Here is a 26,722-nt window from a genome sequence, read left to right on the forward strand (position 1 = left end):
ATTGGGCGCTCTAAGCCGCCGTCTTCCCTCCGCCTTGCTCGCCTTGCGGCTCGCAAGGCTCCGGTCCAGACGGCGGCGCGCCCAATCACTCTGGGGTCTTCCACTCAGAGGCCGTGGCCCCGGCTTAGCTGGAAACTCTGCGGGGTCTTCCACTCAGAGGCCGTGGCCCCGGCTTAGCTGGAAACTCTGCGGGGTGTTCCGCTCAGAGGCCGTGGCCCCGGCTTAGCTGGAACCCTCGCGGGGCTATTCCGCCAGTTCTAGGCGGGGCTATTCCGCTAGTTCTAGGCGGGGTTATTCCGCCAGTTCTAGTTTGAGGGGGCCGTAAATGGGGCGGTCGTCGTCCAGGAGGTGGACCTGGGCCACGCCGGCGGCGGCCAGGGTGCGCCAGTTCTCGCCCAGCCAGCTTTCGGCGTCGCTCTGGGTGGACTGGTATTCGGGTTGGTCGTGCACGCCGGGGAGCCCGTTGGGGGGGATCACCGTGCCGTCGTCCTTCTCGTAACGCCAGCTCCACGCCATGTTCGCCTGAACTCCCCTCGACCCGGGCAGAGTGTCGCGCGCCCCCGCGCCGGGACGGGGTGGACGCCCCGAGATCATAGTCGGGTGGACGTCGTGATCGAGGGAGACGCCTCGCCCGGGGGCTGGCCCGTGCCGGACTGCCGCTGCGCCTCGTGCCGGTCGGTGCGCGCCGCGCCGCACGCGCCCCTGCGGGTCCTGGTCGACGGCACCCCCCTTGACGAGCTCGCCGCGCGGCGGCTCCCCGGCGGCTTCGCCGTGACCGCCCCGGACGGCGGCGACCTGCTGTGCGCCGACCCCGGCGGCCTCCCCGAACCCGAAGACGGGATCGTCTACGAAGCCGTCCTTCTGGACCTTCTCGCCGACCCGTCCCACCTCGGCGCCTTGCGCGCGTCCGGCGCGGTCGGCCCCCGGACGTCCGTACACGCCGTCCACCTGGACCACAGAATCCGCGACGAGTCCGAACTCACACGCCGCCTCGCCTTCTGGACCTCCCCCCCGACGCCCCCGCACCGGACGCTTCTGCTCGGCGGCTCCCGCTCAGGCAAGTCCGCGGAAGCCGAACTCCGTCTCGCCGCCCACCCCCACGTCACCTACGTCGCGACGGGCCCGACCGCAGAAGCCGATCCCGACTGGGCCCGGCGTGTCGGCGCGCACAAGGTCCGCCGCCCACCCGGCTGGGCGACCCTGGAGACCACGGATCTCGACGCCGTCCTCCGCAACGCGGAAGGCCCCCTCCTCATCGACGGCCTGGGCACCTGGCTCGCCGCCGCCATGGACGAAACAGGGGCCTGGGAGTCCCCCGACGCGGTGCTCCCCCGCCTTGACTCCCTGACTGCCTCGTGGCGTGCCGCCTCGGCCGTCGTCGTCGCCGTCTCTGACGAGGTCGGCCTGTCCCTGGTCCCCGACAACCGCGCGGGCCGCCTCTTCCGCGACTTCCTGGGCGACGTCAACCAGCGCCTGGCCGCCGAGTCCGAGGACGTCGCGCTCGTGGTCGCCGGACGCGTCGTCGCCCTCTGAGCGTCCCTCCCGGCGCGGTAGGGTCGGCCGCCGTGGAGGTTCCTGTGGGGTTGCGGCTTTCGTTCGGTCTGCTCAGCGTGCTTCCGGTCCGCTACGCGCGGGCGGGCCGCGTGGAGTTCGGCGCGGCGATGCGGCTCGCGCCCGTCGTCGGCCTCGCCGTCGGCGTCCTACAGGGCGGCCTATACGCCGCCCTCTCCTTCGCCGGAACCGGGCAGCTCCTCGCGGCCGCGCTCGCGGTGGGCCTCGGCGCGGTCCTGACCCGCGGCCTGCACTGGGACGGCCTCGCCGACGTCGCCGACGGCCTGGGCAGCGGACGCCCCGCCGAGACCGCCCTGGAAATCATGAAGAAGTCCGATATCGGCCCCTTCGGCGTGCTCACCCTTGTCTTCACCGCCCTCGTGCAGATCACCGCGACCGCCGAGGCCGCCCACCCCGCGCTCGCCCTCGCCGTCGCCGCCGTCGCGGGCCGCACCGCGATCGTCCGCGCCTGCGCCCCCGGCGTCCCGGCGGCACGCCCCGACGGCCTTGGCTCGATGGTCGCGGGCACCGTCGGCAGGGGGGTCGGCACCGCGCTCACCGCCCTGGTCATCGCGGTCTCCGCCCTCGCCGCCCTCGCCCTGACGGGCTCGCCGCGCGACGCCCTCCCCTTCGCCCTCGCCCCCCTCGCCGGGCTCCTCGCGGCGGGGCTGTTCCGCCGCCACCTGGTGCGCAGGTTCGGCGGGATCACCGGTGACGTGCTCGGCGCGCTCTGCGAACTCACCGTGACCGTCACCCTGATTTCGCTTACGCTGGGTGACTGATCGGGCGGCGACGCTTGATCGAAACGGGGAAATCCGGTGCGGGGGGCGAGTAAGGTCGAGAGACGTGACGACGAATCTCAAGCTCACCCAGAACGAACCGGCCTCCCTGGACGTCGACGCGGTCGTCGTCGGCGTCCTGCCCGGTCCCGCGCTGGCGCCGGGCGCCGCGGGGGTCGACCAGGCCCTGGGCGGGCGCCTCGTCGAGGCCCTGCAAGCCGTCGGCGCCACCGGCAAGCCGGGCGAGGTGCACAAACTCCCGACGTTGGGCGCGCTGCCCGCCTCGGTCATCGTGGCCGTCGGCCTCGGCGACGATCCCTCAGCTGAGACCCTGCGCCGCGCCGCGGGTGCCGCGGTACGCGCACTTGCGGGCACCGCGAAGGCGGCCCTCGCGCTTCCGGCCTCCGACGCCGACTCCGCTTCCGCCGTCGCCACGGGCGCGCTCCTCGGCAACTACGCCTTCGCCCGCTACCGCACCGGCGAGCAGCCGGAGACCGTCGAGGAGCTGCTGCTCGCGGCCCCCGCCGACGCCGAGGGCCGCGTCGCCGAGGACACCGCGATCGCCGAGGCCGTCACCCTCGTGCGCGACCTGGTCAACACCCCGCCGTCCCACCTGTCGCCCGAGGACCTGGCCGACGTGGCCGACCGCGTGGCCAAGGAGTCCGGCCTGGAGATCGAGATCCTCGACGAGCGCGCGCTGGTCGACGGCGGCTACGGCGGCATCGCCGGGGTCGGGCAGGGTTCGGTGAACCCGCCGCGCCTGGTCCGCCTCGCCTACTCCCACCCCGAGGCCGACAAGAACGTCGTGTTCGTCGGCAAGGGCATCACCTTCGACACCGGCGGCATCTCGATCAAGCCAGCCGAGGGCATGGACTGGATGAAGTCCGACATGGGCGGCGCGGGCGCGGTCCTGGGCGCGCTCCAGGCCGTCGCGGCGCTCAAGCCCAAGGTCAACGTGATCGGCTACCTGGCGATCGCGGAGAACATGCCGTCCGGCTCCGCGCAGCGTCCCTCCGACGTCATCACCATCTACGGCGGCAAGACCGTCGAGGTCCTCAACACCGACGCCGAGGGCCGCCTCGTCATGGCCGACGCGATCGTCCGCTCGGCCGAGGACTCTCCGCACCTGCTGGTGGATGTGGCGACCCTCACCGGGGCCGCGCTCGTCGCGCTGGGCGTGCGCCTCACCGGCGTCATGGCCAACGACGACGACGTCCGCGCCAAGATCGTGGCGGCCGCCGAGGCCGTCGGCGAGCCGTCGTGGGGCATGCCGCTGCCCGAGGAGCTGCGCAAGGGCTTCGACTCCCCAGTCGCCGACATCGCCAACATCCCCTCCGAGCGCTGGGGCGGCATGCTCGCCGCAGGGGTGTTCCTCAAGGAATTCGTGCCCGACGGCGTGCGTTGGGCCCATCTGGACATCGCCGGCCCGGCCTTCAACAAGGGCGAGCCGTACGGATACATCCCCAAGGGCGGAACGGGCGCCGCGACCCGGACCCTGGTCCGCCTCGCCAGGGAAGTGGCCGACGGGAACCTGTGACCCGTCTCATCTCCACACCCCGGCCCTACCGGTCAGTACAAGTGAAAAGATTGTCCTACCTGGCAATTCTCGGCTTCACCCCGCCGGGTCGTTCAGCGTAGATCGGCTTAGAAGGAGCATCAAGTGGCGAACAAGGGCCCGTACGACCTCGTCGTACTCGGAGGCGGAAGCGGGGGCTACGCCGCGGCGCTACGAGCGTCCGAGCTGGGCTTGCGCGTCGCCTTGATCGAGAAGGATTCCAACCTCGGGGGCACCTGCCTCAACCGGGGTTGCATTCCCACCAAGGCGCTGCTGCACGCCGCCGAGGTCGCCGACGAGATCAACGAGGCGAAGAACTACGGCATCAAGGCGACGTTCGAGGGCATCGACGTCGAGGGCGTGCAGGGGTACAAGAACAAGATCGTCTCCACCACGGTCAAGGGCCTCACCGGACTGATCAAGTCCAAGGGCATCGAGATCGTCAACGGCCTGGGCCGCCTGGCCTCCCCGACCTCCGTCGCCGTCGGCGACGACGTCTACGAGGGCGCGCACATCCTGCTGGCCACCGGCTCGGTGCCCAAGTCGCTGCCCGGCCTGGAGATCGACGGCAACCGGATCATCTCCAGCGACCACGCGCTCGAGCTCGACCGCGTCCCGTCGTCCGTGGTGATCCTCGGCGGCGGCGTGATCGGCGTCGAGTTCGCGTCCGTGTGGCGCTCCTTCGGGGCCGAGGTCACCATCGTCGAGGCGCTGCCGCACCTGCTGCCGCTGGAGGAGGAGACCTCCTCCAAGCGCCTTGAGCGCGCGTTCCGCAAGCGCGGCATCAAGTTCGAGATCGGCGTGCGCTTCGCGGGCGCGAAGACCACCGACTCGGGCGTGTCGGTCAGCCTGGAGAACGGCAAGACCATCGACGCCGAGCTGCTGCTCGTCGCCGTCGGGCGCGGCCCGGTCTCGCAGGGCCTGGGCTTCGAGGAGGCGGGCGTCCGCCTGGACCGCGGCTTCGTCGTCGTGGACGAGTACTGCCGCACCTCGGTCCCGACCGTCTCCGCGGTCGGCGACCTCATCCCGACGCTCCAGCTCGCCCACGTCGGCTTCGCCGAGGGCATCCTCGTCGCCGAGCGGATCGCGGGCCTCAACCCGACCCCGATCGACTACGACGGCGTCCCGCGCATCACCTACTCCAACCCCGAGGTCGCCTCGGTCGGCATCACCTCCGCCAAGGCGCGTGAGCTCGGCCTTGAGATCAAGGAGATCACCTACGACCTCGCGGGCAACCCCAAGAGCAAGATCCTCGGGACCCAGGGCGAGGTCAAGATGATCGCCGAGGTCGACGGCCCGATCCTCGGCGTCCACATGGTGGGTGCGAGAATCGGCGAGCTGGTCACCGAAGGCCAGCTGCTCTACAACTGGGAGGCTCTGCCCTCGGAGGTCGCGCAGCTCATCCACGCGCACCCGACCCAGTCCGAGGCCGTCGGCGAGGCAGCGCTCGCGCTCGCCGGCAAGCCCCTGCACGTCCACGGCTGACCCAGCCAACCCCATCCAAGGCTGACACAGCCAAACGAAGCAGTTCGACAGAGGAGTCGCTGAGAACCATGCCGGTCTCCGTCACCATGCCCCAGCTCGGCGAGAGCGTCACCGAGGGCACCGTCACCCGTTGGCTCAAAAAAGAGGGGGAGACCGTCGAGGTCGACGAGCCGCTGCTCGAAGTGTCGACCGACAAGGTCGACACCGAGATCCCCTCGCCGGCCGCGGGCGTGCTTACCAGCATCGCCGTCGCCGAGGACGAGACCGTCGAGGTCGGCGCGCTGCTGGCGACCATCGGGGAGGCCGGTGAGGCTCCGGCCCCCGCGGCCGCGCCCGCCGCCGCCCCCGCGCCGGAGCCCGAGCCCGAGCCGGAGCCCGCTCCGGCCCCGCCCGCGCCCCCGGCCCCGGCACCCGCCCCGGCTCCGCAGGCCGCCGCTCCGGCTCCCGCGCCCGCCGCTCCCGCCCCTGCCCCCGAGCCCGCTCCCGCCGCCTGGCCGCCCGCAGCTCCGGCCGCGCCGGCCGCCGCCGCTCCCGCCGTCGAGGCCGAAGGCGCCTACGTGACGCCGCTGGTCCGCAAGATGGCCTCGGAGCTCGGCGTCGACCTGGCCACCGTCAAGGGCACCGGCGTCGGCGGACGCATCCGCAAGCAGGACGTCCAGGACGCCGCCAAGGCCAAGGCCGCCGCTCCGGCTCCGGCCCCGGTCGCCGCCGCCCCCGCGACGCCGTCGGCCCCGGCCGCCCCGGCTCCGGTTCCGGCCGCCGCCGCGGCCAAGCGCGGCACCACCGAGAAGATGTCGCGCCTGCGCCAGACGATCGCCCGCCGCATGGTCGAGTCCCTCCAGGTCTCCGCCCAGCTGACGAGCGTCGTCGAGGTCGACGTCACCAAGATCGCGCGGCTGCGCGACCGCGCCAAGGCCGACTTCCTCGCCCGTGAGGGCGTCAAGCTGTCGTACCTGCCGTTCTTCGCCCTCGCCACCATCGAGGCGCTGAAGGCGCACCCGAACCTCAACGCGGTCGTCGACTCCGCCGAGCACACCGTCACCTACCACGACGCCGAGCACCTCGGCTTCGCGGTGGACACCGACAAGGGCCTCATCGTCCCGGTGATCAAGGACGCCGGTGAGCTCAACCTCGCCGGGATCGCGCGCAAGATCGCCGACCTCGCCGAGCGCACCCGGACCAACCGGGTCAGCCCGGACGAGCTGGGCGGCGGCACGTTCACGCTGACCAACACCGGCAGCCGCGGCGCGCTGTTCGACACGCCGATCATCAACCAGCCGCAGGTCGGCATCCTGGGCACCGGCTCGGTCGTCAAGCGCGCTGTCGTGGTGAACGACGCGGCCCTGGGCGAGGTCATCGCGATCCGCTCCATGGTCTACCTCGCCCTCACCTATGACCACCGGGTCGTGGACGGCGCGGACGCCGCCCGCTTCCTCACCACGGTCAAGGCACGGCTCGAGGAGGGCCACTTCGAGTCGGAGCTCGGCCTGTAAGGGTCGTCCCGGCCCTGAGCGGCTAGTCTTCGGGCATGCGAGCGATCATCTCGGGTGCCTCAGGACTGATCGGCGGAGCCCTCGCCGCGCATCTGCGCGGCGAGGGCTTCGTCGTCTCCAAGCTGGTGCGGCGTGAGCCCCGGCATCCGGACGAGGTGTTCTGGGACCCGGCCGGGGGCCGGATCGACGCTTCGGGGCTTGAGGGGTGCGACGCCGTCGTCCATCTGGCGGGCGCGGGCGTCGGGGACAGGCCGTGGACCGCCGCGTACAAGAAGCAGATCCGTGACAGCCGGGTGAAGGGCACCGCGCTGCTGGCGGGGGCGCTTGCCGGGCTCGACGCGCGGCCGCGTGTGTTCGTCAGCGGGTCGGCCGTCGGGTTCTACGGATCGACCGGCGACCATGTGCGCGACGAGGAGGACCCGCAGGGCGGCGGCTTCCTCGCCCAGGTCGTCGCCGACTGGGAGGGCGCCGCCTCGCCCGCCGCGTCGGCCGGGATCAGGGTCGTGCACCCCAGGACGGGGATCGTGCTCGCGCGCGACGGCGGCATGCTGAAGCCGCTGCTTCCGCTGTTCCGGCTCGGCCTCGGCGCGAAGCTCGGCGCGGGACGGCAGTGGATGAGCTGGATCACCTTGCGCGACGAGGTACGCGCGCTGACGCATCTGATTTCTTCCGAACTGTCCGGGCCAGTGGACCTCGTGTCTCCCGATCCCGTCACGAACGCGACGTTCACCAAGGCGTTGGCCGGCGCGCTGGGGCGTCCGTCGTTCCTCACGGTGCCCGCGCCCGCGCTGCGCCTCGCGCTGCGCGAGTTCGCCGACGAGGGGCCGCTGGTCAGCCAGCGGATCGCGCCGACCAGGCTGCTCGCCGACGGGTTCGCCTTCGCCGACCCCGAACTCGCACCCGCGCTGCGCGTGATGTTCGGCCGCTGACGGCCCGATCCCAGGGGTGGCGGGATCGGGCCCTCACGTCACATGAAGCGGCGCAGGAGCTTGCGGGTCCCCTCGGTGTAGGGCGGGTAGATCAGCTTCGGGTCGGGCGACTGCGGCTTGCGCAGCACGGCCTTGCGGTGGCTGAACGTCTGGAACCCGAACTCGCCGTGGTAGGCGCCCATGCCGCTGTTGCCGACGCCGCCGAACGGCAGGTGCGGGTTGAGCACATGGAACATGACGTGGTTGACGACCACGCCGCCCGCGCTCACGTCGGCGAGGAAGGCCCGCTCGTCGTCCTTGGACGGGCTGAACAGGTACGCGGCGAGCGGCTTCGGCCGGGCGCGGACGAAGTCGATCGCGTCCTTCAGCGAGTCGTAGCGGACGATCGGCAGGATCGGGCCGAAGATCTCCTCGGTCATCAGCGGCGCGTCCGGATCGGGGTCGACCACGACGGTGAAGTCGACGACCTTGTCGTCGGGGGCCGACTCGCCGCCGGTGACGACCTTGCCGCCGTGCCCGTCGAGCAGGCCGGTCAGCCGCTGCGCGTGCCGCTCGTTGACGATCCTGCGGGCCTTGCCGCCCTTGCCCTCGGTCATCGCGTCGAAGGCCCTGACGACCTCCTGGGCGAACGCGTCGGCGACGCCGCGCTCGGCGAGCACGTAGTCGGGCGCGATGCAGGTCTGGCCGGAGTTCACGTACTTGCCGTAGGCGACGCGCCGGGCCGCGACCGCGAGGTCGGAGTCCTTGGTGACGATCGCCGGGCTCTTGCCGCCGAGCTCGAGGGTGACCGGCGTCAGGTGCTTGGCCGCGCCCGCCATGATGGCCTTGGCGATGCCGGGGCCGCCGGTGAACAGGACGTGGTCGAGGCCCTGGTCGATCAGCTCCTGGGTGGCCTCGGCCGCCCCCTCCACCACGGCGACGGCGTCGGCGTCGAGGTAGGCGGGCAGGAGTTCGGCGAGCAGCGCCGACGTCGCCGGGGCGTGCTCCGACGGCTTCACCACCACGCAGTTGCCCGCCGCCAGCGCCGCGATCAGCGGGCTCACCGCGAGGTAGAACGGGTAGTTCCACGGGCTGATGACGAGCACGACGCCGAGCGGCTCGTACTGCACCCATGACTTGGCGGGCTGGAGGGTGAGGGGGGTGCTCACCCGCTTGGCCCGCATCCACTTGCGCACATTCTTCTTGGCGTCGACGAGCTCCACGCGGGTGGAGGTCAGGTCGGTGAGCCAGCTCTCGAACGCGTCCCTGCCCAGATCGGCGGCGAGCGCCTCGCTGATCTGGTCCTCGCGCTCGGCAAGCAGCCGGCCGAGCGCGTCGAGCTGCCGCACCCGCCACGCGGCGGGTTTGGTGCGGTCCGCGGCGAAGGTCTCGCGCAGCCTTGCCACCTGCTCGGCGATCGGTATGGACATGTCGGTCCTTCCCGGGACTTGTTAGGACTTGGTGGAGTACTCGTCGCGCAGGACGCGCTTGAGGAGCTTGCCCGTGGGGTGGCGGGGCAGCTCGTCACGGAAGTCGATCGAGCGCGGGCACTTGAAGTGCGCGAGGTTGTCGCGGCAGTACGCGATCAGCTCGGCGGCGACCGCGTCGCCGGCGTCGGCCGGGTCGGCGAGCTGGACGACCGCCTTGACCTCCTCGCCCATCTCCGGGTGCGGCACGCCGAAGACCGCGACGTCGGCGACCTTCGGGTGCACCGCGAGGAGGTTCTCTGCCTCCTGCGGGTAGATGTTCACGCCGCCGCTGATGATCATGTGGGACTGGCGGTCGGTGAGGTAGAGGAAGCCGTCGGCGTCGACGTGGCCGATGTCGCCGAGGGTCGTCCAGCCGCGGCCGAGCGGGTCCTGGGACGACTTGGTCTTCTCCGGGTCGCCGTGGTACTCGAACTGCGGCCCGTTGCCGAAGTACAGGGTGCCCGTCTCGCCCACGGACACCTCCTCGTCGTCCGGGCCGACCACGTGCACCTCCCCCAGCAGGACCCTGCCGACGGTGCCGGGATGGGCAAGCCAGCCCTCGGAGTCGGTGTAGACGAAGCAGTTGCCTTCCGTGCCCGCGTAGTACTCGTGCAGGATCGGGCCCCACCACTCGATCATCTGGTGCTTGACCGGGACCGGGCACGGCGCGGCCGCGTGCACGGCGTACTTCATGCTGGACAGGTCGTAGGACTTGCGGACCTCCTCCGGCAGCTTCAGCATCCGGATGAACATCGTCGGGACCCACTGCCCGTGCGTGACGCCGTAACGCTCGACCGCCTTCAGCGCCTCCTCGGGGTCGAACTTCTCCATGACCACGACCGTCGCGCCGAACCTGTGGAAGGCCATCGAGTAGCGCAGCGGCGCGGCGTGGTACAGCGGAGCCGGACACAGGTAGACGGAGTCCTCGTCCGGGGCGAACAGCATCTGGATGAGCGAGTACAGGATGCCGGGCTGCTCACCGAACGCGACGCGCTCGAGCTTCGGCTTGATGCCCTTGGGCCGTCCGGTCGTGCCGGACGAGTAGAGCATGTCGACGCCCTCGAGCTGCTCGGCCAGCGGCTCAGGCGACGCCGCCGCGACGACGTCCTCGTAGGAGTCGAAGCCCGGGGCCTGCTCCTCGGGCATCAGCCTGACCACGAGCCTGTCGTTCCCCGCCGCGATCTGCGCCGCGACCTCCCCGACGGCCGGCGACGCCACGAACGCCTTGGCCCCGCAGTTGTCCACGATGTACGCGGCCTCGTCGACGGTGAGCCGGTTGCTGACGGCCGTGTAGTACAGCCCGGACCGCTGCGCCGCCCACGCGACGGCCAGCAGCTCCCACCGGTTCTCCATCATGACCGCGACGTGCTCCCCCGCCCTGATCCCCGCCGCGTAGAACACCTGGGCCAGCCGGTTCGAGGCCGCGTCGAGCTCCCCGAACGTCACAACACGCCCGGACCCCGTCATGATCACCGCCGGCTTGTCCGGCGTACGACCCGCAATGGTTCCCAGATCCATGAGCACCTCAACGTTGAAGCGGTGTTACGTTTTTCGCATTCTGTAACACCACCCACCGGTAAGGGAAGACTTATCCGAACCCGATTCTAGAAGACCCCGTCCCCCCACCGAGCCGTCCTCCGCCTCAGCGGGACTCGGTGCGCCAGGTGGCGGCGGCGGTGTGGCAGAAGGTGGTGAAGTCGCGGGGGGCGCGGCCGAGGGCGCGGGTGATGTCGTCGGTGGGGGTCGCGTTTCGGCCGTCGAAGACCTCGGCGCACAGGGCGGTGATGAGGTCGGCGTACTCGGGGCCGTCGGTCTCGGCGAGGGCCGCGCGGAACTCGGGGAGTTCCATCGGCAGGTAGACGACGGGACGGCCCGCCGCCTCGGCGATCTCGGCGGCCGCCTCGTGGAAGGTGAGGGCGCGCGGGCCCGTCAGCTCGTAGACGCGGTTCACGTGGGCGTCGCCGGTGAGGGCCGCGACCGCCACGTCCGCGATGTCCTCGACGTCCACGAAGGGCTCGGGGACCGCACCCGCCGCCATCGCGACGAATCCGGCGCGCACCTGGTCGAGCAGCACGCCCTCGCTGAAGTTCTGCGCGAACCATGCCGCGCTCAACACCGTGTACTCCAGGCCGGACTCGGCGACGATCGCCTCGCAGCGCCGCGCGCCCGACTCGCCCCTGCCCGACAGCAGCACCAGCCGCCTGACGCCCTGGGCGCGGGCCTCCTCGACGAACGCAGTGATCGCGTCAGGCGCCTCCGGCGCGTTGAGGTCCGGGTGATAGGTGACATACGCGGCAGTGACGCCCTTCAACGCCGCCGCGTAGGTCTCAGGCTGCGCCCAGTGGAAGGCGGGGGACGAGGAGCGCGAGACTCCCCTGACCGCGACCCCGCGCGCGCTGAGCCGCGCCGCGACACGCCTGCCGGTCTTGCCCGTGGCCCCTACGACGAGAATTGCCGGGTTCCGCATGATCTCTCCCTTGGTCGGTGACACATCGGTCGGTGTCACGTCCAGCATCGACGCCGGGATTCGGATGATCAATGATGGAAAATCCGCTGTTCCTTGCAGATCGTCCGGAACCTTGGACGTTCAGCGTCCCGCTGCGACCATGGGCGGCATGCCGGACCATCCCGGGCCTCCGTCGCCCACGCCGGACCCGCTCGGCGACGCGCTCCACCTGCTGCGCCTGACCGGGACCCTCTACTGCCGCGCCGAACTCACCGCGCCCTGGTCCATCGCGATGCCCGCGTTCGACGGGTGCATGGCGCTCGTCGTCGTCACCTCGGGCCGGGGCGTCCTGCAGGTCGAGGGTGCGCCGCCCCGCGCGCTTGAGGCGGGCAGCATCACGCTCGTGCCCCACGGCGTCCCGCACACCCTGCACGACGGGCAGGGCGGCGCGCCCGTCCCGCTGTTCGACATCCCCGTCGAGCAGGTCAGCGAACGGTACGAGATCATGCGGTACGGCGGCGGGGGCGAAGCGGCGCTCGCGCTGTACGGGGTCGTCCGGCTCGACCATCCGACCGGCCGCCGCCTGGTCGCGCATCTGCCCGAGGTGCTGCACACCGGCGCGTGGGACGACGACGGGTGGCTCGCCGGGACCGTCCGGCTCATCGCCAGGGAGGCGGCGGCGCTGCGACCCGGCGGTGAGACCGTGCTGACCAGGCTCGCGGATGTGCTCGTCGTCCAGGCCATCCGCGCCTGGCTCGACGCTTCGCCGCTGGCCCGTCAGGGCTGGCTCGCGGCGCTGCGGGACGAGCACGTCGGGCGGGCGCTCGCGCTCATCCACCGGGACCCGGCGCGGCCCTGGACCGTCGCGGCCCTCGCACACGCCTCCGGCCTATCCCGTTCGTCCTTCTCCGCCCGTTTCACCGGACTTGTCGGCGAGCCCGTCGGCCAGTATCTGACGTCCCTGCGCCTTGCCCTGGCCCACGCGCTCCTCCAGGACTCCCCCGACCCCCTGCAGACGATCGCCCGCCGCGTCGGCTACCAGTCCGAGGCCGCCTTCTCGCGAGCCTTCCGCCGCGCCTACGCGGCCTCCCCCGGCTCGCTGCGCCGCCCCCCAACGCCGTGAGGCGACGGGGAACTCACTCCCGTCGCCTCATGGCCTGCCCCGTTCGGTCGGGCGCCCGCTCCGGCTTGAGCCTGCGAACACCCGAACCCGGACACCCGACCGAACCGCGTCGACCACCCCGCCGACGCAACACTTAGGTTAGCCTAACCTAATAATCTTGTCATCCCCGGGGCGGGAATCCTGCTACACGTCGAAGTAGAGTTCGAATTCGTGGGGGTGGGGGCGGAGGCGGATGGGGTCGAGTTCGTTTTCGCGCTTGTAGGTGATCCAGGTTTCGATGAGGTCCTGGGTGAAGACGCCGCCTTCCAGGAGGAAGTCGTGGTCGGCTTCCAGGGCGGTGAGGACGGCGTCCAGGGAGCCGGGGACCTGGGGGATGCCCCGGGCCTCTTCGGGGGGGAGCTCGTAGAGGTCCTTGTCGACGGGCTCGACGGGCTCGATCTTGTTCTTGACGCCGTCGAGGCCGGCCATGAGCATGGCGGCGAAGGCCAGGTACGGGTTGCAGGACGGGTCGGGGACGCGGAACTCGATGCGCTTGGCCTTCGGGTTCGTGCCGGTGATCGGGATGCGGATGCAGGCCGAGCGGTTGCGCTGGCTGTAAACCAGGTTGACCGGGGCCTCGTAGCCGGGGACCAGGCGGTGGTAGCTGTTCACCGTCGGGTTGGTGAAGGCCAGCAGGGCGGGCGCGTGCTTGAGCAGGCCGCCGATGTAGAAGCGCGCGGTGTCCGACAGGCCCGCGTAGCCGACCTCGTCGTAGAACAGCGGGCTGCCGTCCTTCCAGAGGGACTGGTGGCAGTGCATGCCCGAGCCGTTGTCGCCGAAGATCGGCTTCGGCATGAACGTGACTGCCTTGCCGTGCTGGCGCGCGACGTTCTTCACCACGTACTTGTAGAGCATCAGCTGGTCGGCCGACTGCAGCAGCGGCGCGAAGCGGATGTCGATCTCGGCCTGACCGGCGGTGCCGACCTCGTGGTGCTGCATCTCGACGTCGATGCCGACGCCGATGAGCTGCTGGACCATCTCCGAGCGCAGGTCGGTGTAGTGGTCCATCGGCGGGACGGGGAAGTAGCCGCCCTTGTAGGGGGGCTTCGCGCCGAGGTTGCCGCCCTCCTCCTTGCGTCCGGTGTTCCACGCGCCCTCGATCGAGTCGAGGAAGTAGAAGCCCTCGTTGGCGGCGGTGCGGAAACGCACGTCGTCGAAGACGTAGAACTCAGCTTCCGGCCCGAAGTAGACGGTGTCGGCGATGCCGGTGCCGACGAGGTAGTCCTGTGCCTTCTTGGCGACGTTGCGCGGGTCGCGGCTGTAGGGCTCGCCCGTCAGCGGGTCGTGCACGAAGAAGGTGATGTTGAGCGTCTTGTGCTGGCGGAACGGGTCGATCACCGCGGTCGACGGGTCCGGCAGCAGGAGCATGTCCGACTCGTGGATCTCCTGGAATCCGCGGATGGACGAACCGTCGAACATGAGTCCGTCGGTGAAGACGTTCTCACCGAAGTTCGAGGCGGGAAACGTGAAGTGCTGCACCGTGCCGGGCAGGTCGACAAAACGGACGTCGATGAACTGGACGTCCTCCTCCCGGATGTAGCTCAGGACTTCCTCGGCGCTGCTGAACATCCAGCCTCCTCAACGGGCTTTTCTACCGATCTCACGAGGTCACATCCTTGTAACCCGCCAGCCAAGCCTACGCTTCGCCCTCGGAGATGGCGGGGCACGACAGTCCGCCTGGCCGGTACCGGTAGTTTTGTGGGGTGAGCGGTAACGACAAGGGCCCGAACTGGACCGGAACCTGGCTGACCGGCGCCCGCACGGCGGGCGCGGACCTGGGCTATCCCGGTGAGCGCCTCGGCTTCCCCAAGCGCGGTTCCGGCTCGGCCGCCAGCTACGCCAGACGGCTCGTCGCCCTGCTGATCGACTGGTTCGCCTCGATGCTCGTCGCCGGGTGGATCTCGGGCGTGCTCGGCTGGTCCGACCAGGCGGGGGTGTGGCTGAACCTCGGCGTGTTCCTGCTGCAGGCGTGGATCGGGGTCGCGTTCGTCGGCACGACCCTCGGCAAGCGGATCGCGGGCCTGCGCGTCGTCAGGCTCGACGGCCGTCCGGTCGGCCCGCTGTGGGGCGCGGCGCGGGCGCTGCTGCTCGGCCTGATGGTCCCCGCGCTCCTGTGGGACCGCGACCACCGCGGCCTGCACGACCGCGCCGCCAACACCGCCGTCATCGAGTACTGACCCCCGCCGGGCCCCTGAGCCCCGTGACGGACCCACCACCCGCCCGACATAGCGGTTATGCCCGACACCTCCCCCAAGCCACCAGACGCGCCCTGACGGCCGCACAAACCCACCCCACAACGCCGACGGGCCCCTACCGGCCTCCGGCCCACCCCACAAACGCCGACCGGGCCCCCTCCGGCCTCCCGGAAGCGGAACGCCCCCGCAAGACGCCGACGCGCCTCCTCTGGCCTCCGGCTCGCCCCGACGGGCCCCTCCGCGAACGTCCCCGCAAGACGCCCACGGCCCCTCCGGCCTCCCGGCCCAGCCCGCGAACGCCGACGGGCCCGCGACCGGAGGTCGGGGGGATCGTCTAGCGGCGGGGGGGCTTGGGGCCCTTGGGGAGGCGGACGCCCTTGGGCATCGGTCCGCCGGGGGCCGCGGGGCGCTGCGGCAACGCGCGCATCCTGTCGTTCAGGTCGTTGACCTGCGCCTTGGTCAGGTTGCGCGGCAGCTTCGCGAGCTTGTTCTGCAGCTTGGCGAGCGGCACCTGGCCGTCCTCGGTGCCGACCTGGATGTCGTAGATCGTGACGCCCGCGGCGAGCCGGGAGACCTTCTTCTTCTCCGCGCCCAGCAGCGACCCGACCCGGCTCGACGGCCCCTCCGACACGAGGATGACGCCGGGACGCCCGACGACCCTGTGCACCACGTCCATGTTGCGGTTGCCCGCGACGGCCGGGGTGACGACCCAGTTGCCCCGCATCGTGTCAAGGACGCCGTAGGCCGCCCCGATCTGCCCCTCGAGCATCCGGTACTGGGTCCGCTGCGCGAACTGCCCGAAGATCACGAGGCCGACGATGATCGCCAGCATCAGGCCGAGCGGGATCATGAACCACAGCGGGCCGACGAAGATCCCGATCAGCACGAAGATCGCGAGCGTGCCCAGCGCCGAGCCGAAGACGATGGGGAGCGCCTTGCGGTCGGCCTTGGCCACCATCCCGGCGACCATGCGGATCTGCTTGAACCGCCCGGGCTGTTCGTTCTCTGCCATGCTGTTCATCCTAGTGATCGGCGCGGGCCTCAATGGCCTGCCGGTACAGGCGTCCCGCGCGGTAGCTGGACCGTACCAGGGGTCCGGACATCACCCCGGCGAACCCGATCTCGGCGGCTTCGTCCTGGAGCTCGACGAACTCCTCGGGCTTCACCCACCGCTCGACGGGGTGGTGGCGGGGGGTCGGCCGCAGGTACTGCGTGATCGTGATCAGTTCGCAGCCCGCGCCGTGCAGGTCGCGCAGCGCCTCGGAGACCTCCTCGCGGGTCTCGCCCATGCCGAGGATCAGGTTCGACTTGGTGACGAGCCCCGCAGCGCGCGCCTGGGTGATGACGTCAAGGGACCGCTCGTAGCGGAACGCCGGACGAATCCGCTTGAAGATCCGCGGGACCGTCTCAAGGTTGTGCGCGAACACCTCGGGCGCGGCCGCGAAGACCTCGCCGAGCAGTTCCGGCACGCCGTTGAAGTCGGGCGCGAGCAGCTCGACGCCGCAGCCCGGCACCTGCTGGTGGATCTGCCGTACGGTCTCGGCGTACAGCCACGCGCCGCCGTCGGGCAGGTCGTCGCGGGCGACGCCGGTGATGGTGGCGTACCTCAGCCCCATCGACGCCACCGACTCCGCCACCCTGACGGGTTCGCCGGTGTCGTAATCGGCGGGTTTGCCGGTGTCGATCTGGCAGAAGTCACAGCGCCGCGTGCACTGGTCTCCGCCGATCAGGAAGGTCGCCTCCCGGTCTTCCCAGCACTCGAAGATGTTGGGACAGCCCGCCTCCTGGCAGACCGTGTGCAGACCCTCGTCCTTGACGAGCTGGGTCAGCTCCTTGTACTGAGGGCCCATCTTCAGCCGTGTCTTGATCCACGGCGGCTTCTTCTCGATCGGCACCTCTGCGTTGCGGACTTCAAGCCGCAGCAGCTTCCGTCCCTCTGGGGCCACAGCACTCACACGTTTAGAGTACGTCCAGGAAAGGCCCCCTCACGCCCCCAAGGAAGGCCGTGCCCCCGTGATCGTGTCCACCATGAACGACATCCCCGGCTACGAGGTCACCGAGGTCATCGGAGATGTGTTCGGTCTCACCGTCATGGTCCGCAGCGGACTGTCGAGCATCGAGGCGGGGATCAAGACGTTCCTGGGCGGTGAGCCGCAGGGGCTGGCGCGCGAGCTGCACGACTTCCGGATGCAGGCGCGCGAGCGGCTGATCCAGAACGCCAGGGCCAAGGGCGCCGACGCGATCCTCGCCGTCCGGTACGAGAGCAACGACCTGCGCGACACCGGAACGGAGATCTGCGCCTACGGAACCGCCGTCAGAATACGGCCTCTATAACAATCGGGGGGCGCTTGGGAGCCGATTCCCGCGATTCGCGCCCCCGGCCGCCGCCGAACTCCCTAGGGTGACTCGCTGTTGTCAAGCTTGGAGCAAGGGAGAGGAACCGCCGTGGCGCTGGCCATGACCTATTTGAGGCTGCCCGTGGAGGGAGGCGCCGACCCGGGCGAAGCGGGGCGCAGGGTGTTCGGTGCCGCCGGCTGGCGGCAGGCCCACACCGGGCGGGTGCTCGACCTGGGCGGAAACTGGCAGGGCCTGCACTACCTGATCACGGGTGATCCGTGGGAGGGGCGCTCGCCCGAGGCCGACATCGTCTGCGGGGGGCGTCTGCTCACCGAGGACGGCAACGAGGCCCTCGGTTTCGACATCATCTTCCTGTCCCCCGACAGGGTGAAGGTCGCCGCCGACCACCTGTCCGCGACGCCCTTCCCCTCACGCCGGTTCGACCTCGTCGCGATGGCCGAGGCCGACGTGCAGGGCGTCCAAGCCTGGGGCGAGGACGCGCGCGACAAGCTGTTCCGGCCGTGCTACGACGCGCTCGGCCGGTTCTTCACCGACGCCGCCGACCGCGGCGAGGCGGTGTTCAAGACGATGGGCTGACGCCCGCGTCCCTCAGAGCTGGGCAAGGGTGCGGTGGAACGTCTCCGCCGCGCCCAGCTCCCTGGCGATGTGCCGCTCGGCCAGCGGGAGCACCTCCCGGACGGTCACCGTCCTGCCGAGCTCGCGGGTGAGCGAGGTCGACGAGGCGTCGCTGATCCCGCACGGCACGATCTTGTCGAACCAGCCAAGGTCGCAGTCGCAGTTGATCTGGATGCCGTGCATCGTCACGCCCTGGGAGACGCGCAGGCCGACCGAGCCGAGCTTGCGGTCGGGGCCCTTGCCGTCGACGATCCACACGCCGCTGCGCCCCTCGACCCGCACGCCCTCGACGCCGAACTCGGCGAGCACCCCGATCATCGCCTCCTCGACCTTGCGGACGAAGGCGACGACGTCGATCGGGTCGGGCAGCCGCACGATCGGGTAGACCGTCAGCTGGCCGGGCCCGTGCCAGGTGATCTTGCCGCCGCGGTCGACGTCGATCACCGGCGCGCCGGGGTCGCCGAACGGGCGGTCGAGGGGTTCGGTGCGCTTGCCCGCGGTGAAGACCGGCTGGTGTTCCAGCATGATCACCGTGTCCTCGACGGCGTCGGCCACCCGGCGCTCGTGGGTGCGGCGCTGCAGCGCCCACCCTTCCTCGTAGGGAACAGCCTGGTCACCGAAGCCCGCATGCACAAAAATCACGCTCCGACCATACTCGACGGCCCCCCGCGCCGACCCTCCCGACCTCAGCGGGAACTGAGCCGCCTGACGATCCGCCCGACGGTCACCGGAGCTGGCGGGGTTCGATCGGGGTCTCCTTCACCCCCGTCCCGTCGCGCTCGATCCGCCAGGCGCGCCCGGACTGCCCGGAGCCGACCGCCTGGACGAACTCGGTGCCGACGTAGTGCAGCGCGACGCCCTCGTCGGCGGCGTAGCCGTCGGGCAGTTCGCCCGAGGCGATCGAGGAGTGCAGCAGCGGACGGCGCTGGGCGTCGCTGTCGTAGTGGACGCCGCACGAGTACGGCAGCAGGCCGAGCCCGTCGGTGAGCGGGCGCAGCGCGGGCCCGTAGGAGTCGGTGTTGCCGCCCGAATGCCAGCACAGCGCGCCCGCGCTCTGCCCGGCGAGCACGACGCCCGAGCGCCACACCTCGGCGAAGACCTCGTCGAGGCCGTGCGCGCGCCACAGCGCGAGCAGGTTCACCACGCTGCCGCCGGTGACGTAGACGAGGTCCTGGGCGAGCAGGTGGCCGCGCAGGTCCTCCATGTTCGGCATGGGGAACAGCGCGAGATGGCTGACCTCGGCGTCCATCCTGCCGAACGCCTCGTACATGAGGGCGACGCGCTCGGGCTGGTCGCCCAGGGCGGTGGCCAGGAAGCAGACGCGCGGGCGGTCCTGGCCCGTCAGGTCGAAGGCGTAGCGCAGCAGCGGGCTCGGGTCGAGGCCGAACCTGCCGTTGGACACGAAGGTCCCGCCGCCGATGGCGAGGATGTGCGGCTGTCCGTCAGTGCTCAACTGTGCTCCCGGTTCTCGTGGGCGGTCCCCAGGGTTCCCGGTACCCCCGTTGGCGGAAGGCAGTCAGAACCCCTTGCAGAGTCACCGTACGGCTACGGACAGCCAGGGAAAGGCGTTTCCGCGTTTCTGGGGACATCCTCGACGAGGAATGGGGATGATCGCGCGGGCGCTACCGTTGCGGACGCAAGCAGATCTTCGGGCACCGGGAGGAACCATGCCGTCGGTACGGGTCGAACGCACCGAGACCGGATTCGTCGCCACCAACGGGCGGGGAGGCAGGATCGAGATCGGCTCGATCCGTGACGAGAACGTGTTCTCCCCCGTCGAGCTGCTGCTCGCCGCGCTCGGCGGGTGCGAGCTGGCGACGGTCGAGCCGCTGACGACCAAGCGCGGCCACCGGCTGAACGCCCTGGCGACGGTCGTGGAGGCCGAGAAGGTCTCCGACACCGAGCTGAGGTCCTTCACCATCACGTATGACGTCGAACTCCCCCCTGAGGACGAGAAGGCCGGGGAGGTCTTCCGCGCGGTGGCCGAGCGCGTCCACGAGCGGTACTGCCCGGTCGGCAAGGCGCTGAAGAACCCGATGCCGGTCGAGCAGCGCCTTCCCTGAGTTCCCGGGCCCGCTCCGCGAGGGCCGCACTCCCGGTTCTCCCGGAGGACTCTCGGGGTGGGCGTCCACCCAGAAGGCTAGGCGAAGACCGTCCGCTCCGGTGATCACAGACCCGTGTCCCCCACCGGACGATGGACTGCATGGTGCGCATCGCCCCCCTTGCCCCTGGTCAACCTGGCCTGACCGGTTTGGGCGGACCGGTCGCCGCCGCGCCGCCGCGCGCGGCGGACGCCGTGTCCGTCCCACCGCCGCTCCCCGACCCAACCCCGAAGCCCGCTCCCCGCAAGCCCGCCCCCGCTCCCCCGACGCAGCCGACGCCGTCGTCGCTGCGGCCGTCGGTCCGCAGGGAACTGCTGCTCGTCGTCGTCTTCTACGCCGCGTACTCGCTCGTCAGGATTCTGCTGAACGACCCGGGCGGCCCCGCGCGGGCGTTCGCCAACGCGGCGGCGGTCCTCGACGTCGAACGCGCGATGTTCCTCGACGTGGAGCTCGCGCTCAACCGCGCGCTCGTGGCGAGCGAGGCGCTGTCGCTCGCGGCGAACCTGTTCTACCTCGGCGCGCACTTCGCCGTGACGCTCGCCGTCCTCGTGTGGCTCTACCTGGCCCGCGCGCGGCACTACGCGCCGCTGCGCACGGCCCTCGTGGCGGCCACAGGACTGGCGCTCGTGGGCTTCTGGCTCTATCCCCTCGCCCCGCCGCGCTTCCTGCCCTCCGAGGGCTTCCTGGACCCCGTGACGGTCTTCGGGACGCCCGGCCTGTACGCGTCGGACGTGTCGGCGGCCATGACGAACCAGTACGCGGCGATGCCGTCGATGCACGCGGGCTGGGCGCTGTGGTGCGGGATCGCGCTCGCCGTCCACGGCCGCCGCTGGTGGACGCGGCTGCTCGGCGTCATCTACCCGGTGTGCACGTTCGCGGTGGTGCTGGCGACCGCCAACCACTACGTCCTGGACGTGGTGGCCGGGGTCGCCCTCGTGCTGGGCGCGCTCGGCGCGGCCCTCGGCGCGGCGAGATTCAAAACCGCGCCGAGACTCAAAGCCGTGCCGTGGGTCAGCGCGCGTTTCCGTAGAAGACCCGCTCGGTGACCTCGCGCGCGTGCCTTGCGTGTTTGCGCCAGTCCTCCAGCATGTCGCCGGTGCCGGGGTAGCCGAGCATCCGGCTGACCGCCGTGCGCTCCCGGTGGTGGTCGGTCGGCAGCAGGTCGGAGGCGCGGCCGCGCACCAGCATGACCGCGCCGCGGATGCGGGTGGCGAGGTCCCAGGCGTCGGCGAGCACCCGCTGGTCGTGCGCTTCGAGCAACGAGTACTCCACGGCCGACTCCAGCGCGGCGAGCGTGCGCGTCGTGCGCAGTCCCGGCACCTCCGAGGCGTACTTGAGCTGGAGGAGCTGGGCCACCCACTCGACGTCCGACAGTCCGCCGGGGCCGAGCTTGAGGTGCAGGCGCCGGTCGACGCCGCGCGGCAGCCGCTCGGCCTCCATGCGCGCCTTGAGCCGCCGGATCTCGTGCACGTCGCGCTCGGAGATGCCGCCCTCCGGCCAGCGGATGGGGTTGATCACCTCGGCGAAGCGCGCGCGCAGGTGGGCCGGGCCGATGAGCGGGTCGGCGCGCAGCAGCGCCTGGCTCTCCCACGGCGACGACCAGCGCCCGTAGTAGGCGGCGTACGACGAAAGGCTCCGGACCAAGGGCCCGGACTTGCCTTCGGGACGCAGGTTGGGGTCGATGCCCAGCGGCGGCTCGGGCGCGGGCAGCGCGAGCAGCCTGCGCAGCTCCTCGGCGACGGCGTGCGCGGCGCGGTGGGCCTCGCGGTCCTCCACGCCCTCGTGCGCCTCGTAGACGAACATGACGTCGGCGTCGCTGCCGTAGCCGAGCTCGTGCCCGCCGAAGCGGCCCATCGCGACGACCGCGACGTCGCACGGCAGCGGGGTGCGGCGCTCCATCTCGACCTTGTTGATCGCCGCCTCGAGGGCCGCCTCGATCGTCACCGAGGTGATGTCGGTCAGCGCCTCGCACACCTGGCGGACGTCGACCACGCCGAGCAGGTCGGCGACCGAGACCCGGAACAGCTCGCGCCGCCGGATCGCGCGCACGGCGGCGACGGCGTGCTCGGCCTTCTCGCGGTCCTCGTGCCGTGACACCACGGCCATCGCCTCGGCCCGCAGGTCCTCGACCGCGCGCGGCGCGAGCTCGGCGTCGCCGCCCAGCAGGGTGACCGCGTCGGGGGCGCGCAGCAGCAGGTCGGTGACGTAGGCGCTGGACGCCAGCAGCCGCGCCATCCGCTCGGCGACGGTGACGTCGTCGCGCAGCAGCCGCAGGTACCAGGGGGTGCTGCCCAGGGCGTCGGAGACGCGGCGGAAGCCGAGCAGCCCGGCGTCGGGGTCGGGCGCGTCGGCGAACCAGCCGAGCATCACCGGGAGCAGCGTGCGCTGGATGGCCGCGCGGCGCGAGACGCCCTTGGTGAGCGCCTCGATGTGCCGCAGCGCGCCGGCCGGGTCGTTGTAGCCGAGGGCGAGCAGCCGCGCGCGGGCCGCCTCGGGCGTCAGGCGCGCCTCGTCCGGCAGGTTGGCGACCGCGCGCAGCAACGGCCGGTAGAACAGCTTCTCGTGGATGCGCCGGACGCCGCGCGCGTACTTGCGCCACTGCTCGGTGAACCGCTCTGCGGGGTCGCCTTGCAGGCCGAGCGCGCGGCCCAGCCTGCGCAGCTCGGCGTGGCCCTCGGGCACCAGGTGGGTGCGGCGGAGCTGGTAGAGCTGGAGCAGGTGCTCGGTGCGGCGCAGGAACCGGTAGGCCGCGGCGAGGTCGGCGGCGTCCTCGCGGCCGACGTACCCGCCCTCGGAAAGCGCCTGGAGCGCTTCCAGGGTGTTGGCGCTGTGCAGCAGCTCGTCGGCCTTGCCGTGCACGAGCTGGAGCAGCTGGACGGCGAACTCCACATCGCGCAGGCCGCCGGGGCCGAGCTTCAGCTGGCGCTCGACCTCGCCGTGCCGCTCGCGCAGGTCGTCCTCGACGCGGCGGCGCATGGCCTGCACGTCGGCGACGAAGTCCTCGCCCGCCGCGGCCTTCCACACCATCGGCGAGATCGCCTCGAGGTAGGCGCTGCCGAGTTCGGCGTCGCCGGCGACGGGCCGCGCCTTGAGCAGCGCCTGGAACTCCCAGGTCTTGGCCCAGCGCTCGTAGTACGCGCGGTGGCTGGCCAACGTGCGCACCAGCGGGCCCGACCTGCCCTCCGGCCTGAGGTTGGCGTCGACCTCCCACAGCGACCCCTCGGGGGTGGTCGCCGAGCAGGCGCGCATCATCGCCCCCGCCATCTTGGTCGCGGCCTTCAGCGCCGCCTCCTCGTCCGCGCCCTCGACGGGTTCGGCGACGAAGACGACGTCGACGTCGGAGACGTAGTTGAGCTCGCGTCCCCCCGACTTGCCCATGCCGATGACGGCGAGGCGCGCGAGCGCGTGGTCGGGGACCTCTTCCCGCGCTATCGCCAGGCCCGCCTCGAGGGCGGCGTCGGCGAGCGCGGCGAGTTCGGCGGCGACCTCGCTGACGTCGCACTCGCCGCACAGGTCGCGGCCGGCGAGGCTGAGCACGCGGCGGCGATAGGCGACGCGCAGGGCGTCGAGCCCGCCCGGCGCGGCGACGGGGGCGACGGCGTCGGGATCGGCCCCGACGGCCCGCAGCAGGTCGGCCCGCAGCTCGGCGGGGCTCGGCGCGACGGGCTCGCCCCTGAGAACGTTCCACTGCTCGGGGTGGCGGGTCAGATGGTCGCCCAGGGCGGCGCTGACGCCGAGCACGGCCAGCAGCCTGGCGCGGAAGGCCGGATCGGCCTGGAGCAGGCCGGGCAGCCCTGGATCGGCTTCGGCGAGCCGCAGCAGGCCCGTCAGGGCGAGGTCGGGATCTGCCGTCCCGCCCAGCGCGTCGATTACGGAGTCGTCTAGCGGGCCACCGGAAGCAGGCCCACGGGTGGCGGCAAGGGCTTCCTCAGCCGCCGACGCGTCGGTGAAGCCCAACCGCGCGAGCCTGGCGGCGAGGGAGGTACGGCGTTCACTCACACCCATCAAAGTAACCCTCCCCGCCGCCCGCGCACCGGATCAAGGGCGGCAAGGTCTCCGGAACGTTACAGATCTCACGTCAAGGTTACGCGCGGCTTACGGCGCGGTGAGGGAACGGACGGATCGGGCATCGGGCTGTACCTGCCGCATTCGTGCAGCCAGTCGAGCTGCGCGCGCGGCGCGGCGAGCATCGCGCACGCCACCCGCGAGACGCCGCGCGCCCGCACGGGGTCGAGACGCAGTCTGCGCATCTCGCCGTCCAGCGCGCGGGCCGCGCGCGCGACGTCTTCCAGCCGCGCCCAGATCCGCTCGTGCACGAGCACCGCGGCCGCCGTGCGCGGGGACAGGCCGAGCTGGCGCGCGGTGACCGCGACATGGTTGAGCGGGCTGTGCTCCTCGCGCGTGTAGGCGACGAGGTCGTTGCACCACGCGGTGACGTCGGCGGTGCCGTCGCGCAGCAGCTGCCAGGTCTTGGTGCCCAGTACCTCGGCCGGTACCTCGGCGCCCAACGCGGGCTCAAGGAGGTCGAGCAGGAACGGGGCGTGCAGACGGCGTCGGACTGCCGGGTAGCGGCCGGGCGCGGGCAGCTCGCCGGTACGGCGCGCGACGGCCTCGTCAAGGCAGCCCTGCCGGTGCCAGGCGACATGGTCGCGGAACCTGCGCCGCCAGTCCTGGCTCATGCCGGGGGCGGTACGGGCCCACAGGTCGGCAAGCGACGCCTCGAGGACGCTCGCGCCGGGCCGCGCGTCGCCGCGCCGCAGCGTGAGGATGAGCGGCTCGTACAGGGCGTCGACGGCGGTGGCCGAGCCGCCGAGGCCGCCGTCGTCTATCTGGTCGTCAAGGGCGAACAGCCAGACCAGCCATTCGGCGACGAGCACCGCGCGCGCGGGCGCGACGTCCGGGAGCAGCCGGCACACCAGCCGCTCGAAGCGGCCGCGGCCGAGCCGGGTCGAGTCGGACTCGCCGAGGACGAGGCCGTGCGTGCGCGCCCACGCGGTGGACTCCTCGCCGATCGGCCACAGGCGCTCGTGGACGCGGCAGGGGGCGACGAGCGCGGGGATGCGCTCGGCCAGCGGGAGCAGGAGGGAGACGTCCATCAGATCCGGCCGAACAGCCAGTTGCCGCCGGCCCGCGGGTCGTCGCCGGTGTAGAACTCGCGGGCCGCGCGCTCCAGCTCGCTGACGGTCAGCATGCCGTCGCCGTCGGCGTCCAGCGCGCCGAACGCGCTCGCGATGTCGGCCTCTGCGGTGCCGTAGGCGGTCTGCATCGTGCGGAACGCCACGGGGTCGATGAGGCCGTCGGCGTCGGCGTCGCAGATGCGGGCGACGGCCTGGTTGGCGGGGCGCAGGACGGGTTCGTAGTCCGGTCCGACGATGAACGCCTCGGCCATGCCCCTGCGGAACTGGTCGCGGCCGATGCGGCTGTCGGCGTCGAGGTCGAGCCGGGACATCACCGCGGCCCACACCAGGTCGAAGGACTCAAGGAGGGTCCTGCCGGGGGACGAGGTCGGCGGCTCGCCGAACCCGATCAGGAAGCGGGCGCCCAGGCCCGCCAGGTCCTCCCGGTCGACCATGCCGTCCCGGTTCACGTCCAGATGGTCGAACGCCCGGTCCAGCTTCCGATCCTGCAACTCGGAGGTAGACATGCCCTCACGGTAGGTGAGGGCGCGGTCGCGATCGCGTGATGCGAGGCTGTGGCAGGGTCAAAGTCCCGTCATGACGGTCTCGTGGAAGACCGGGGCGAGAACCGGCTCGGCGAGCTCGGCCGAGCCGTGCCCGGCGTGCCAGGTGCAGGCCCCGCCGACGGCCACGACGCGGCCGGTCTCCAGGACCTTGCGGACCGCCTTGGCGACCTTCTTGCGGGACGGCCCGTTGGGGACGGGGAACAGCAGCCCGGGCAGCTCGGCGGCGTCGATGACGTCGAAGTCGACATGCAGGTAGATCGGGCCCTCGGGCAGCACGAGGTCGTCGACCGGGCAGCGGGTGATCTCCGCCGACTCCAGGTACTCGGCTTCGGGCGGGTCGAGGTCGCGCGCGTCGACGAGGGTGACGCTGGCCTCCGGGACGGCCTCCAGGCCGAGCAGGTCGGCGATGACCTCGGGGTTGGCCCCGACCAGCAGGCGCAGGGGCATCCCGCCCAGGTATCCCGACAGGGACGTGCGCGGCGTGTGCACGTCGCCGTGGGCGTCGAACCACACGATGGACGGGTGCACGCCGGCCCGCTGCAGACCGGCCACGACGCCGAGCGAGGTCGTGCAGTCACCGGAGACGACCACCGGACGGTCCCCTTCGGAGACCGCCTTGGCGACGGTGTCGGCCACGGTGTCGTAGAGGACGGCCATCCGCTGCCAGTGCCCGCTGTCGGCGGGCAGCAGCAGCGTGATGGTCTCGTCGACCTCCACGGGCGCCTCGAAGGCCGGGAGCCGCTCATCGAGGTGATAGGGCACGCAGATAACGCTCACGTGATGACGGTATCCCGTATCCCCCGGATCATTCGAGCACTTGAGGTGACAACCCCGGAACCGTGGACTGCTGCGGTCTGGCCGTAATTGGGGGGTTGTGGGGGTGTAAAGGGTGGGTCCGGGTTGCCGTACGGGATGCCTCGG

Annotated in this window: 25 protein-coding genes; 12 read left to right on the forward strand and 13 right to left on the reverse strand. The window is 71.5% G+C overall.

Going from position 1 to position 26,722, the window contains the following annotated elements; all coding sequences use genetic code 11:
- Nucleotides 1–291: 291 nt before the first annotated feature.
- On the reverse strand, nucleotides 292–516 hold the full coding sequence (locus tag R9X44_RS25820) for a hypothetical protein (protein WP_319816863.1): 225 nt from the start codon (nucleotides 514–516) through the stop codon (nucleotides 292–294).
- 84 nt (nucleotides 517–600) lie between these two features.
- On the opposite strand from R9X44_RS25820, the gene R9X44_RS25825 reads away from it, so the two are divergent.
- The 6 genes from R9X44_RS25825 (at nucleotide 601) to R9X44_RS25850 (ending at nucleotide 7,792) form a co-directional block, all read left to right on the forward strand.
- Nucleotides 601–1,533: a bifunctional adenosylcobinamide kinase/adenosylcobinamide-phosphate guanylyltransferase gene (locus tag R9X44_RS25825; protein WP_319816864.1), complete on the forward strand. Its 933-nt coding sequence runs from the start codon at nucleotides 601–603 to the stop codon at nucleotides 1,531–1,533.
- 32 nt (nucleotides 1,534–1,565) lie between these two features.
- A complete protein-coding gene (locus R9X44_RS25830; RefSeq protein ID WP_319816865.1) occupies nucleotides 1,566–2,333 on the forward strand; it encodes an adenosylcobinamide-GDP ribazoletransferase in 768 nt (255 codons plus the stop codon).
- Nucleotides 2,334–2,397: 64 nt separating this feature from the next.
- The gene (locus R9X44_RS25835; protein ID WP_319816866.1) at nucleotides 2,398–3,867 is read left to right on the forward strand and encodes a leucyl aminopeptidase; all 1,470 of its coding nucleotides are present in this window, start codon (nucleotides 2,398–2,400) and stop codon (nucleotides 3,865–3,867) included.
- Between the two features lie 123 nt (nucleotides 3,868–3,990).
- Nucleotides 3,991–5,370 (forward strand): dihydrolipoyl dehydrogenase, encoded by a 1,380-nt coding sequence (gene lpdA, locus R9X44_RS25840; RefSeq protein WP_319816867.1) that lies wholly within the window; start codon nucleotides 3,991–3,993, stop codon nucleotides 5,368–5,370.
- Nucleotides 5,371–5,438: 68 nt separating this feature from the next.
- Nucleotides 5,439–6,863, forward strand: a complete 1,425-nt coding sequence (sucB, locus tag R9X44_RS25845) for a 2-oxoglutarate dehydrogenase, E2 component, dihydrolipoamide succinyltransferase (RefSeq protein ID WP_319816868.1) — start codon at nucleotides 5,439–5,441, stop codon at nucleotides 6,861–6,863.
- Between the two features lie 35 nt (nucleotides 6,864–6,898).
- A complete protein-coding gene (locus tag R9X44_RS25850; protein ID WP_319816869.1) occupies nucleotides 6,899–7,792 on the forward strand; it encodes a TIGR01777 family oxidoreductase in 894 nt (297 codons plus the stop codon).
- A 38-nt stretch (nucleotides 7,793–7,830) separates the two neighbouring features.
- Here R9X44_RS25850 and R9X44_RS25855 read toward each other — a convergent pair whose 3' ends face one another.
- The 3 genes from R9X44_RS25855 to R9X44_RS25865 all read right to left on the reverse strand — a co-directional run bounded on the left by R9X44_RS25855 (nucleotide 7,831) and on the right by R9X44_RS25865 (nucleotide 11,707).
- Nucleotides 7,831–9,201, reverse strand: a complete 1,371-nt coding sequence (locus R9X44_RS25855) for an aldehyde dehydrogenase family protein (protein WP_319816870.1) — start codon at nucleotides 9,199–9,201, stop codon at nucleotides 7,831–7,833.
- Nucleotides 9,202–9,222: 21 nt separating this feature from the next.
- A complete protein-coding gene (locus R9X44_RS25860) occupies nucleotides 9,223–10,758 on the reverse strand; it encodes an acyl-CoA synthetase (protein WP_319816871.1) in 1,536 nt (511 codons plus the stop codon).
- 124 nt (nucleotides 10,759–10,882) lie between these two features.
- On the reverse strand, nucleotides 10,883–11,707 hold the full coding sequence (locus R9X44_RS25865) for an NAD(P)H-binding protein (RefSeq protein WP_319816872.1): 825 nt from the start codon (nucleotides 11,705–11,707) through the stop codon (nucleotides 10,883–10,885).
- 148 nt (nucleotides 11,708–11,855) lie between these two features.
- Between R9X44_RS25865 and R9X44_RS25870 the strand changes: the two genes are divergently transcribed.
- Nucleotides 11,856–12,809 carry an AraC family transcriptional regulator gene (locus R9X44_RS25870; RefSeq protein ID WP_319816873.1) on the forward strand — a complete coding sequence of 318 codons (954 nt, stop codon included), beginning with the start codon at nucleotides 11,856–11,858 and terminating at the stop codon, nucleotides 12,807–12,809.
- Nucleotides 12,810–12,992: 183 nt separating this feature from the next.
- Here the strand turns inward: R9X44_RS25870 and glnA are convergent, their stop codons facing one another.
- Nucleotides 12,993–14,417 carry a type I glutamate--ammonia ligase gene (glnA, locus tag R9X44_RS25875; protein ID WP_319816874.1) on the reverse strand — a complete coding sequence of 475 codons (1,425 nt, stop codon included), beginning with the start codon at nucleotides 14,415–14,417 and terminating at the stop codon, nucleotides 12,993–12,995.
- 134 nt (nucleotides 14,418–14,551) lie between these two features.
- Between glnA and R9X44_RS25880 the strand changes: the two genes are divergently transcribed.
- Nucleotides 14,552–15,025 carry an RDD family protein gene (locus tag R9X44_RS25880; RefSeq protein ID WP_319816875.1) on the forward strand — a complete coding sequence of 158 codons (474 nt, stop codon included), beginning with the start codon at nucleotides 14,552–14,554 and terminating at the stop codon, nucleotides 15,023–15,025.
- Between the two features lie 352 nt (nucleotides 15,026–15,377).
- Here R9X44_RS25880 and R9X44_RS25885 read toward each other — a convergent pair whose 3' ends face one another.
- Both R9X44_RS25885 and lipA read right to left on the reverse strand, forming a co-directional pair.
- Nucleotides 15,378–16,055 (reverse strand): DUF4191 domain-containing protein, encoded by a 678-nt coding sequence (locus R9X44_RS25885; protein ID WP_319816876.1) that lies wholly within the window; start codon nucleotides 16,053–16,055, stop codon nucleotides 15,378–15,380.
- 10 nt (nucleotides 16,056–16,065) lie between these two features.
- Nucleotides 16,066–16,998, reverse strand: coding sequence for a lipoyl synthase (lipA, locus tag R9X44_RS25890; RefSeq protein WP_319816877.1), 933 nt, complete (start codon nucleotides 16,996–16,998; stop codon nucleotides 16,066–16,068).
- 58 nt (nucleotides 16,999–17,056) lie between these two features.
- Here lipA and R9X44_RS25895 point away from each other — a divergent pair, with 58 nt between their 5' ends.
- Together R9X44_RS25895 and R9X44_RS25900 are read left to right on the forward strand one after the other, a co-directional pair.
- The gene (locus R9X44_RS25895; RefSeq protein WP_319816878.1) at nucleotides 17,057–17,377 is read left to right on the forward strand and encodes a YbjQ family protein; all 321 of its coding nucleotides are present in this window, start codon (nucleotides 17,057–17,059) and stop codon (nucleotides 17,375–17,377) included.
- Nucleotides 17,378–17,500: 123 nt separating this feature from the next.
- Entirely contained in the window at nucleotides 17,501–17,977 is a 477-nt protein-coding gene (locus tag R9X44_RS25900; protein ID WP_319816879.1) for a DUF1877 family protein, read from the forward strand.
- 12 nt (nucleotides 17,978–17,989) lie between these two features.
- Here the strand turns inward: R9X44_RS25900 and lipB are convergent, their stop codons facing one another.
- Both lipB and R9X44_RS25910 read right to left on the reverse strand, forming a co-directional pair.
- On the reverse strand, nucleotides 17,990–18,658 hold the full coding sequence (gene lipB, locus R9X44_RS25905; RefSeq protein WP_319816880.1) for a lipoyl(octanoyl) transferase LipB: 669 nt from the start codon (nucleotides 18,656–18,658) through the stop codon (nucleotides 17,990–17,992).
- Nucleotides 18,659–18,740: 82 nt separating this feature from the next.
- Nucleotides 18,741–19,469, reverse strand: a complete 729-nt coding sequence (locus tag R9X44_RS25910) for a peptidase E (RefSeq protein ID WP_319816881.1) — start codon at nucleotides 19,467–19,469, stop codon at nucleotides 18,741–18,743.
- 214 nt (nucleotides 19,470–19,683) lie between these two features.
- Between R9X44_RS25910 and R9X44_RS25915 the strand changes: the two genes are divergently transcribed.
- Together R9X44_RS25915 and R9X44_RS25920 are read left to right on the forward strand one after the other, a co-directional pair.
- On the forward strand, nucleotides 19,684–20,079 hold the full coding sequence (locus tag R9X44_RS25915) for an OsmC family protein (RefSeq protein ID WP_319816882.1): 396 nt from the start codon (nucleotides 19,684–19,686) through the stop codon (nucleotides 20,077–20,079).
- Nucleotides 20,080–20,267: 188 nt separating this feature from the next.
- The gene (locus tag R9X44_RS25920; protein WP_319816883.1) at nucleotides 20,268–21,164 is read left to right on the forward strand and encodes a phosphatase PAP2 family protein; all 897 of its coding nucleotides are present in this window, start codon (nucleotides 20,268–20,270) and stop codon (nucleotides 21,162–21,164) included.
- Here the strand turns inward: R9X44_RS25920 and R9X44_RS25925 are convergent.
- From R9X44_RS25925 to R9X44_RS25940, 4 genes are all read right to left on the reverse strand, one after another.
- On the reverse strand, nucleotides 21,130–24,123 hold the full coding sequence (locus R9X44_RS25925) for a bifunctional [glutamine synthetase] adenylyltransferase/[glutamine synthetase]-adenylyl-L-tyrosine phosphorylase (RefSeq protein WP_319816884.1): 2,994 nt from the start codon (nucleotides 24,121–24,123) through the stop codon (nucleotides 21,130–21,132). The two genes, R9X44_RS25920 and R9X44_RS25925, sit on opposite strands and share 35 nt — an antisense overlap.
- Before the next feature lie 68 nt (nucleotides 24,124–24,191).
- Nucleotides 24,192–25,214, reverse strand: coding sequence for a terpene synthase family protein (locus R9X44_RS25930; RefSeq protein WP_319816885.1), 1,023 nt, complete (start codon nucleotides 25,212–25,214; stop codon nucleotides 24,192–24,194).
- Complete coding sequence (locus tag R9X44_RS25935) at nucleotides 25,214–25,762, reverse strand: EF-hand domain-containing protein (RefSeq protein ID WP_319816886.1); 549 nt, start codon at nucleotides 25,760–25,762, stop codon at nucleotides 25,214–25,216. Before R9X44_RS25935 ends, R9X44_RS25930 begins: the two co-directional genes overlap by 1 nt.
- Before the next feature lie 57 nt (nucleotides 25,763–25,819).
- Nucleotides 25,820–26,578 carry an arginase family protein gene (locus R9X44_RS25940; RefSeq protein WP_319816887.1) on the reverse strand — a complete coding sequence of 253 codons (759 nt, stop codon included), beginning with the start codon at nucleotides 26,576–26,578 and terminating at the stop codon, nucleotides 25,820–25,822.
- Between the last annotated feature and the right edge of the window lie 144 nt (nucleotides 26,579–26,722).

The sequence above is a fragment of the Actinocorallia sp. A-T 12471 genome, assembly GCF_033875155.1.
Taxonomy (GTDB): Bacteria; Actinomycetota; Actinomycetes; order Streptosporangiales; family Streptosporangiaceae; genus Actinocorallia.